This window comes from Tepidibacter formicigenes DSM 15518 (genome assembly GCF_900142235.1).
Lineage (GTDB): Bacteria > Bacillota > Clostridia > Peptostreptococcales > Peptostreptococcaceae > Tepidibacter > Tepidibacter formicigenes.
The window spans coordinates 1-9,384 of record NZ_FRAE01000083.1 but is presented as its reverse complement, the minus strand read 5'-3'; the positions used below and the strand labels follow the sequence as shown (position 1 = coordinate 9,384).

The window sequence follows — 9,384 nt, the reverse complement described above, 5'->3', positions numbered from 1 at the left end:
TTTCTCAACTAAAAAACTTTATTCAAATCAAATCATCTAAAGTTAGAAATACTGTTTCTTTAAAAGCTGATGTTTTACTGGCTTGTATTTCTCAGTTAGTTGCGTTTGTTTTAATGTTTAAGACTAACAATATCCACAATCCTCTTGCTATTAAATCTTTAATTGCTTAAGTTTTTTTAAACTCTATATCCTTTTTAAAAAGGTTTTACTGAACCTTTATTTAACTGCGTCTTTTTTTGAATATTACTGTTAATAACTCTTTCTATTTAGTAATTTCAACTCAATTTTTCTGTGGATAACCTTTCACTCTATTTTGCAACTACCTAAAAATAAATCTATATTATTACATATATGTTATTGATTTAAAAAAAAGTACTTCCTATTTAACTTAAGGAAGTACTTTTTCATAAATTACATTAGATAAATGAGCAAATTCATCTATAGATAATGTTTCTCCTCTTCTTTTTTCATCAATCCCAGCTTCTTTTAATACATCTTTAATTTCTTCTTTATTTAAATTAATGTCATATGAGCTTAGTGCATTCAAAATAGTTTTTCTCCTTTTTGCAAAAGAAGCTTTAACAACTTTAAAAAACAAACTCTTATCTTTTAAATTGTATTTTGGACTTTCATGTGTTCTAAGTGCTATTACTGTAGATTCAACGTTAGGCTGAGGAATGAATAAAGTTCTTGGAACCTTAGTTACTATATCAACATCACAATAATACTGAACTGCAACAGATAATGTTCCATAATCCTTAGTTGAAGGATTTGCTTTCATTCTATCTGCAACCTCTTTTTGAACCATTACTACAATGTCGCTTACAGATACATCTTCTTCTAAAAACTTCATAACAATAGGAGTTGTTATGTAATAAGGAAGATTAGCAACAAGCTTTATAGGTTCTCCATTTAATTTTTCTTTAACTAATTTTTTTATGTCTATCTTTAGAATATCTTCATTTATAACCTCTATATTATCTCTGTCTCCTAAAGTATCTTTAAGTATTGGTATTAGGGTTTTATCAATTTCAACAGCTACTACCTTTTTTGCTATTTTTGATATTTCTCTAGTTAAAGTACCAATACCTGGTCCTACTTCTATTACATAATCTCCTTCACTTATTTTTGCTCCTTCAATTATTCTATCAATTATATTAGAATCAATTAAAAAATTTTGACCTAGTGATTTTGAAAATTTAAAACCATATTTTTGAACAATCTCTTTTGTAATTTTAGGTGAAGAAAGTTTTTCCATATAATCTCTCCTATTTCTTTATATTTTTAAGTGCATTTTCAAATTCTTCTCTAGTTACTCCATAATTATTAAGTCTGCTTAAAAACTGCTTAGCATTTCCATAGCCTATCCCTAAGATTTTTCCTATTTCATCTCTTCTAATAGAGGACTCCTCTCCTCCTATTAAGCCATTTCTTATTAAATCCTTTTGACTAAATTCATTTCTCTTATCTACAATTTCAGTTCTAACTTTAGATAAAGCATATCTAATGCTTTCTACAGATGCGTTTTCTATACCTATATCATCTTCCTTTATCGCTTCTTCTCTAGGAAGAAATGCATGCTTACATCCTTTAACCTCATTTGCTATTTTTTTTCTTATTTTTTCTCCTGCAAAATCAGGATCAGTAAATATTATAACTCCTCTTCTTCTTTGAGCCTCTTTAATCCTCTCCATTACTCCTTTTGGAAATCCAAAACCGCCTGTAGCTATAATTTCAGCATCTACTGCCTTTTTTACTGCCCTTATATCATCTCTTCCTTCTACTACTATTATTTCCTTTATCAGATTAATCACCCCTATTAAAGTCAATATATAATTATTATTATTATCCTAAATTATATTTTAAATATATATTAAAACTTATTCAAGCTAAAAAACAAAGGCATATTATTGTCTTTTAACAACATATGCCTTGTATAATTTATTCCAAAATATATACTTTAAGCTTTTTCCTTCCAAATTTCTTTGCTTTTGATAATTCACTCATATATATATCTATTTTATTTCCTTTTATAGCTCCTCCTATATCCTCTGCTGTACAGGTTTTTCCTATATATGGTATGTATACTTTGCTTCCTAGTGGTATAACTTTAGGATCCACTGCAATTACTCCAGGTCTTACAGTTGTACCCATATAAGTTTTACCATATCCAGAATCTCCAGGTTTTTTACCTGTACTTTCAAATCCCGCTGTATAAGCAGTTGCTGTAACATCTAAAGTTTTCTTAAATCTTCTTACATCACCCCTAGAAGTCACTATAAAGTTTTTTGTTCCTTTTTTTACTATTTCATTTGTAGGATCAAGTATTACTTTTTCGTCAATTAGTGTTTTGCTAACTTCTTTACCATCATTAAGTACTATTTTGTAAGTAACTTCTTTTTGACCGTTACTTCCTTTTTGAACCTGAACAAATTTCCCTACATCTAGGTTGTCATCATATACAGTTTCAACTCCAAAAGGTACTTCTTCTACTTGTGTTACTATTTGTTCTTGTACTCTAACTAATTTTATTTGATCATTTTTTCTTAACTTATGATCTAATGGAAAATTTAGCTTATCTAATTTTGAAATAGTTATATTTTCTTTTTCTAATAAGTCTTTTACTGTATTTTCTGTTGTTATTATCTTTCGTGTTTGCCCATTTAAAACTAAATCAACTTCAAAAGCTCTTCTTACAACTATTTGTGTGTTGTCTTTTAATTTAGAATTCAAACCGGGGAGGACTTTATCGTTTTTTCCTAATTTTATATTTTTCTCCTCTAATAATTCTTTAACTGTTTTTGAAAAAGTTCTTACATTCTCTTTTTTGTTATCAAATGCAATTGTTACTTTGTTGTTTAAAGCATCATATATTCCAATACACCCTAAAACTAATACTATAGAAATTATTGTAATGTGTACTTTCTTTATTTCTAATATTTCTTTTAATTTTTCAACTTTTTTAAATTCTAATAGTTTGTCTACTTTTTCTTTTAATTCTAGCCTCATAAAGATCCCTCCTTCTTTTGGAAAAGACCCTCTCCCGAAAAGACTTGATACATTATATTTTATTTTTTCAATAATGTCAAATCAAAAATTTTACATTTTTGATAACCCCCTTTTTAAAGCACATAAAAATTATATTACTTTGCTAGCTTTTATATGACTATATAATTTTCTATTTATTTCATTGTAAATAATTCCTTAAAAGGAAGACTTAAGACTTTTTTATAATGAATAGGAAATTATAATCTTTTTAAATTGTTAATAAATATAATTTCCGTTATAAATTTCAAAAAAGTCTACAGTTAAAATCTTTAGAATAAAGACTTTTTTATTATCTCCTAATATTTTAGTATATATACTTCATAAATATTCATATATTTATATAAGGAGGGATTTTAATGCCTAGTATACTTGCCTTTTTTAACGATAACAAAAGAGCTTACAATTGTTTACGTGAAGTAAAAAAACTCACCCCTAAAGAATCTAATTCTTATACAATTGCTCAATATGAATATACAAAAGAAAAAAAACAAATATCAAAAGATAAGATTAAAACAGCTACTAAAATAGGTACTTTCCTTGGTATTTTGACAGGTTTTATAGTAGCGATATCATCTCATAATCATATTTTCTCTCACATTTCTCATTTTGTAGCCTTTATTATAATAGTATTAATATCAGCAGGTTCAGGAGGTATAATAGGTCTTTTAATGGAATCATCGATTAAAGAAAAAAATAAAGTTAATTATCACGAAGAAAGAGGAGAACTTATTTTAATAATTGAAAATCCTGGAAATAAAAAAGAAGAGATAATAGAAACTATAAAGAAATATAATCCTCATAAATTAACTATTTATTAAAAAACTGAAGGATTGGATATCCTTCAGTTTTTTTTGATAGTTTTATATTATCTTATATTAAAAAATCTTTTGCCATTTTCCATTGTAGCTTCACATACTTTTTCATAAGAAATTCCCTTTTCTATTGCTATTTTTTCCGCTATATATCTTACATATGATGGGTCATTTTTTTTTCCTCTATGAGGATGAGGTGTAAGATATGGAGAATCTGTTTCTATAAGTAAATATTCTAGTGGAATTTCCCTTACTACTTCTTGAGTTTTTTTATTGTTTTTAAATGTAACAGGTCCTGCTATAGATATTAAACATCCCATTTTTATATATTCCCTTGCAAGATGCACATTTCCTGAATAACAATGAAGTACACATCCTATATCTTTACTTTTAGTATTTTTTATTATATCAAATGTATCTTGATGTGCATCTCTATCATGAACTATTATTGGAAGTTTAAGCTCATTTGCAAGCTCGATTTGTCTTTTAAACCATTTTTTTTGTATATCTCTTGGAGAATTGTCGTAATAATAATCAAGCCCTATTTCTCCTATTGCTAATACTTTTTCATTTTGTGCAAGACCTTTTAATACACTAATTGTATCTTCATTTATATCTTTAACATCATGAGGATGAACTCCAACTGCTGCATATATAAAATCGTATTTTTTAGAAAGCTCTACTGCTTTTAAAGAAGATGGTATATCTGCTCCTGGATTTAGTACGTATTTTATTCCTTCTTCTTTAATTTTTTTTATTACATCTTCTCTATCTTCTTTAAATCTACTATCACATAAATGTGCATGTGTATCAAATAACATTCTTCCACCTCTATCTTATTTCTGATCCACTAGGTATACCTTCTATAGTCGGTAGCACTAATAAAGAATCGTCATCTGTTGCTGCTGATAAAATCATTCCTTGAGATTCTACTCCTCTTAATTTAACTGGTTTTAAGTTGCAGACAACTGCTACTTGTTTTCCTACTAAATCATCTGGATTAAAGTGTTTTGCTATTCCTGAAACTATTTGTCTTTCTTCACTTCCAATTTCTACTTTGAATACTAAAAGCTTATCTGCTTTAGGATGCTTTTCAGCTTTTAATATTTTACCAACTCTAAGCTCTACTTTATCAAATTCATCTATTGTTATTTCATCTTTGTGATTTATTTTTACTTCTTTAACTTCATCTTTATTTGAAAACATATCTTCAAGCTCCTTTACTTCTTTTTCTATATCTATTCTTGGGAATAGTACTTCTCCTTTTGAAACTTTAGTATTTTCTTTTATTTTTCCAAATTCATGAGTGCTTTCCCAATTAAGTATTTCTTTATCTTTAGTTATTCCTAATTGGTTGTATATTTTATTTGATGTTTCATTCATAAATGGACTTATTAAAACTGATACTATTCTTATTCCTTCAGATAAGTTGTAAAGCACTGTATCTAATTCGTCTTTTTTAGATTCATCTTTAGCTAAAGCCCATGGCATAGTTTCATCTATATATTTATTAGTTCTTCTTATAACCTTGAATATTTCTTCTAGCGCTTCACTAAATTGAAGTCTATCCATTGCATTTTCTACTTTTTCATATGCTTTTTTTGAAATATCTATTAGTTCATCATGAACTCCACCTGTAATCTTAGAAGAAGGAATAAGTCCATCTCTATATTTTTCAACCATTGCTATAGTTCTACTAACTAAATTCCCTAAGTCATTTGCAAGATCTGAATTTATTCTAGTTAAAAAGTTTTTGTTAGTATAGCTTCCATCTTGTCCAAATGTAAATTCTCTAAGTAAGAAATATTTAAGTGCATCTATTCCATATCTTTCAATTAAAGGCTCTGGATATACTATATTTCCTTTTGATTTTGACATTTTATCATCTGCAAATAGTATCCAGCCATGGCCGTAAACCTTTTTAGGAAGAGGTAAGTCTAGTGCCATAAGTATTGCAGGCCATATAATAGTATGAAATCTCACTATTTCTTTTCCAACAATATGAACATCAGCTGGCCAATATTTATTGTACTCACTATCATCTTCGCTTAAATATCCAAGTGCTGTAATATAGTTGCAAAGTGCATCAAGCCAAACATATACTACGTGTTTATCGTCAAATGGAACTTTAATTCCCCAATCAAAAGTTGTACGTGAAACACATAAATCTTCTAACCCTGCCTTTAAGAAGTTATTAAGCATTTCATTTTTTCTTGACTCTGGGAAACAAAAATCAGGATTTTCTTCAAAATATTTTATAAGTTTATCTTGATAATTAGATAGTTTAAAGAAATATGCTTCTTCCTTTGCAAGATATACTTCTCTTTTACAATCAGGGCACTTATTTCCTTCTAATAATTGAGTTTCAGTCCAAAAGCTTTCGCAAGGAGTGCAATACCATCCCTCATAAGATCCTTTATATATATCTCCTTTATCATAAAGCTTTTTAAATATTTTTTTAACTACTTCTTTATGTCTATCTTCTGTAGTTCTTATAAAATCATCATAAGATATGTCCATAGTTTTCCAAAGTTTTTTTATTTCGCCCACTATGCTATCTAGATATTCTTTTTCGCTTACCCCTTGTTTTTTAGCAGTTTTTTGTATTTTTTCTCCGTGCTCATCAGTTCCAGTTAAAAATTTTACGTCATATCCACAAAAACGCTTAAATCTAGCAATTGCATCTGCTGCAACAGTTGTATAAGTATGCCCTATGTGAAGTCTTCCACTAGGATAATAAATTGGAGTTGTAACATAAAAATTTCCTTTACCCATAAAATTTACCTCCTTAATTTTTATATAACAAAAAAACTCGCCCCTATATAGGGGCGAGATTATCTCACGGTACCACCCTAATTTACCTAAAAATATTTAGGTATCTTAGTAGACTATAACGTGCCTAAACGTTTCATCCTAAAGAATATTCTCTTAGACGAAAAGCTCCAGAACCATATTCAATAAAGCTTTCAACATCAGCTTTCACCTAACCTGACTCTCTGTAGAAGATTACTTTATTTACTCTTTCTTTCACTGCTTTTTTTATATTAATATTAACTTCATTTTACCCAAAATTTTATATAATTATTCTTTTAATGTCAAGTATTACTACTTCGTAAAAATTGAATATTTAAATAAAAATAAGATAAGGACAAAATCCTTATCTTATTTTTATTTATCTTTATTTTCTTTTTCCTCTTTTTTGTTTACCGTTAGGATTATTACGTCTAGCTTCTAATTCTTCAGCTCCTAATTCACTTCCAAATTCTAATCCCATATTTTCTGTAGCTTTCTTAGCATTTACTTTTCCTTTTGCTTTTTTACTGTTCTTAGGCATTTAAAATTCCCTCTCTTTTCTATATTTTTATTTGTTCCGTGTTCATATTTATTTTGTGATAAAAACAAATTTTAATTCGAGGAAATAAGTGGAACATCATTTAACTGAAAATAATACTACATATAAATACAGATGCAATTACTCCTGCTATATGACTAATAAGAGCACATACTAATGTATGTCTTATATTTTTTATTTTTAAGTTTCCATAATAAATTGCCATTGTATAAAATATTGTCTCTGAAGAGCCTACTATTGTTGCTCCCATTTTTTCTTTTATAGTATCTATTCCTACTCTTGATATCATATCTTTATATATAGCAAGCGTTCCACTTCCAGAGAGAGGCTTAATTATTATCAAAGATAGTAATTCTTTAGGTATACTAAATATTTTAAGTATAGGGTAAAAAAGTCCTTCTAGTATCTCTATACCATATCCAACTTTAAATATTCCAATTGCTAAAAATATTCCAAGAATATAAGGTGCTATTTTATAGGTAGTTTTTATTCCATCAAAAGCTCCTCTTATAAAGCTATCGTATATATCTATTCCTTTTAATTTTCCATATGTAATTATTATTAGTATAATAAAAGGTATTAATAAATTAGAAAATAAATCCAAATTAAAACCTCCTTTCTAATAATTTACAAGAAATTATAGCTATTATAGTAGAAATAGTTGTTGCAAATAATGTTGTAACTATTATTTCATTTGGATTTATTGCACCTTCATCAAGTCTTATTTTTATTACTGTAAATGGTACTAATTGAACAGATGACATATTTATAACCAAAAACATAATCATATCATTTGTAGCTGTATTTTTTTGTTTGTTAATTTCCTGAAGCTCCTCCATGGCTTTGAGCCCAAATGCAGTTGCACCATTAGAAGCTCCTAATATGTTAAGAGACATATTCATCAAAATATAAGAAAGTGCTTTGCTTTTTTTAGGAATAGAAGGAAATAATATTTTCATAAAGCTATATAAAGATTTACCTATTTTATCTACAAGTCCTGATTCTTTTGCTATATTCATAATTCCCATCCAAAGTGCCATTATTCCTATAAGACTTATTACAAACTCTATACCTTTTGATGTTTCATTCATTATAACTTTATTAAGTTCTTCAAGCCTTCCCATAAATATACTGTTTATTATTCCAATAGAAATCATATAAAACCATATTTTGCTCATAAAAAAACCTCCTCATTAATTTTATGAGAAGGATGTAATATGTTATTCTAATATTATATAATTTCTTTTATCTTAGAAAGTACATCTTTAAAATTATTGAAATGTATAAAATTTACTTTTTCTTCTTTTAAATATTTTGCTAATTCTCCTTTTGCAAATATATAATCACCAAGCTTTGCTGCACATTTATCAGAATGTCCATCTCCTATATATATTACTTTTTTATTTTCTATATTTACATTTTTTATTACATTACATTTACAATTTCCACATTTTCTACAGTCTTCATTTACATTTGGATAAAATCCCATAAGCTTTGTCCCTTCAAATTGAAGCATATTAGAAAAACATATAAGCCCTATTATTCCATTTTCCTCAAGCACAGTTTCTATATTAAAATCAAATCCATCACTTACTATATAAAATTCTATTACTTTTTCTTTTATATACTCAATAAATTCTTTAAAATAGGGATCTATTTTTATATTTTTTATAAATTCTTTTAGTTTATGTTCATCTGTATCTAGCATATCTAATATATTTTGGCTTATTTCTGATCCATTATATTTACCACTAATCCACATTTCATCAAGTTTTCTCCAATCTTCTACTGAAAACTTATCTGCCATTAAATTAACAGTATCATCTAAAGTTATAGTTCCATCAAAATCACATATTATAATACATTCCACAATTACGCCGTTACCAAAAATCTATAAAACTTTATAAGAAGATTATAAAAGTTTATAGCTTTTGTTTCTTTCCTACTTCACAATGTCCGATTTTGCCTAAGCTACTTTCGTTTGCTATAACACTCCATAGGCTTTGTTACCTAAAAAGGTAATAGGGTGTAACGAATCCCCAATTTAGAATATCTTTTTAAAATGATATTTCTAAACCATTAAACTAAACCATAATTTGCAAGGTTATATGAAGCATTTTTATCCCTATCACAAATAAAACCACAGTTAGAACACTTATAAACTCTATCTAA

General features: G+C 27.4%; 11 protein-coding genes and 1 other annotated feature. Of the genes, 1 reads left to right on the top strand and 10 read right to left on the bottom strand.

The features are described from left to right. Positions 1 to 388 precede the first annotated feature (388 nt). The 3 genes from rsmA to BUA77_RS11880 all read right to left on the bottom strand — a co-directional run bounded on the left by rsmA (position 389) and on the right by BUA77_RS11880 (position 3,009). Positions 389 to 1,258, bottom strand: a complete 870-nt coding sequence (gene rsmA / locus BUA77_RS11890) for a 16S rRNA (adenine(1518)-N(6)/adenine(1519)-N(6))-dimethyltransferase RsmA (protein ID WP_072890542.1) — start codon at positions 1,256 to 1,258, stop codon at positions 389 to 391. A gap of 10 nt (positions 1,259 to 1,268) precedes the next feature. Further along, entirely contained in the window at positions 1,269 to 1,805 is a 537-nt protein-coding gene (rnmV, locus tag BUA77_RS11885; RefSeq protein ID WP_072890545.1) for a ribonuclease M5, read from the bottom strand. Between the two features lie 136 nt (positions 1,806 to 1,941). Beyond that, a complete protein-coding gene (locus tag BUA77_RS11880; protein ID WP_072890539.1) occupies positions 1,942 to 3,009 on the bottom strand; it encodes a 3D domain-containing protein in 1,068 nt (355 codons plus the stop codon). A 395-nt stretch (positions 3,010 to 3,404) separates the two neighbouring features. On the opposite strand from BUA77_RS11880, the gene BUA77_RS11875 reads away from it, so the two are divergent. After that, positions 3,405 to 3,866, top strand: coding sequence for a hypothetical protein (locus tag BUA77_RS11875; RefSeq protein WP_072890537.1), 462 nt, complete (start codon positions 3,405 to 3,407; stop codon positions 3,864 to 3,866). Between the two features lie 47 nt (positions 3,867 to 3,913). Here the strand turns inward: BUA77_RS11875 and BUA77_RS11870 are convergent, their stop codons facing one another. From BUA77_RS11870 to BUA77_RS14835, 7 genes are all read right to left on the bottom strand, one after another. Then, positions 3,914 to 4,681, bottom strand: a complete 768-nt coding sequence (locus BUA77_RS11870; RefSeq protein ID WP_072890534.1) for a TatD family hydrolase — start codon at positions 4,679 to 4,681, stop codon at positions 3,914 to 3,916. A gap of 10 nt (positions 4,682 to 4,691) precedes the next feature. Then, on the bottom strand, positions 4,692 to 6,635 hold the full coding sequence (gene metG, locus BUA77_RS11865; protein WP_072890532.1) for a methionine--tRNA ligase: 1,944 nt from the start codon (positions 6,633 to 6,635) through the stop codon (positions 4,692 to 4,694). Positions 6,636 to 6,681: 46 nt separating this feature from the next. Continuing rightward, positions 6,682 to 6,900 (bottom strand) — a binding site (T-box leader). A gap of 138 nt (positions 6,901 to 7,038) precedes the next feature. Further along, a complete protein-coding gene (locus tag BUA77_RS14005) occupies positions 7,039 to 7,194 on the bottom strand; it encodes a hypothetical protein (RefSeq protein ID WP_159428992.1) in 156 nt (51 codons plus the stop codon). A gap of 100 nt (positions 7,195 to 7,294) precedes the next feature. Further along, complete coding sequence (locus tag BUA77_RS11860) at positions 7,295 to 7,816, bottom strand: spore maturation protein (RefSeq protein WP_072890529.1); 522 nt, start codon at positions 7,814 to 7,816, stop codon at positions 7,295 to 7,297. A gap of 1 nt (position 7,817) precedes the next feature. After that, a complete protein-coding gene (locus BUA77_RS11855; RefSeq protein WP_072890527.1) occupies positions 7,818 to 8,390 on the bottom strand; it encodes a nucleoside recognition domain-containing protein in 573 nt (190 codons plus the stop codon). Between the two features lie 53 nt (positions 8,391 to 8,443). Next, the gene (locus BUA77_RS11850; RefSeq protein WP_072890525.1) at positions 8,444 to 9,082 is read right to left on the bottom strand and encodes an MtnX-like HAD-IB family phosphatase; all 639 of its coding nucleotides are present in this window, start codon (positions 9,080 to 9,082) and stop codon (positions 8,444 to 8,446) included. 209 nt (positions 9,083 to 9,291) lie between these two features. Continuing rightward, a partial coding sequence (locus tag BUA77_RS14835) for a zinc ribbon domain-containing protein (RefSeq protein WP_143151361.1) occupies positions 9,292 to 9,384 on the bottom strand: 93 nt, incomplete at its 5' end.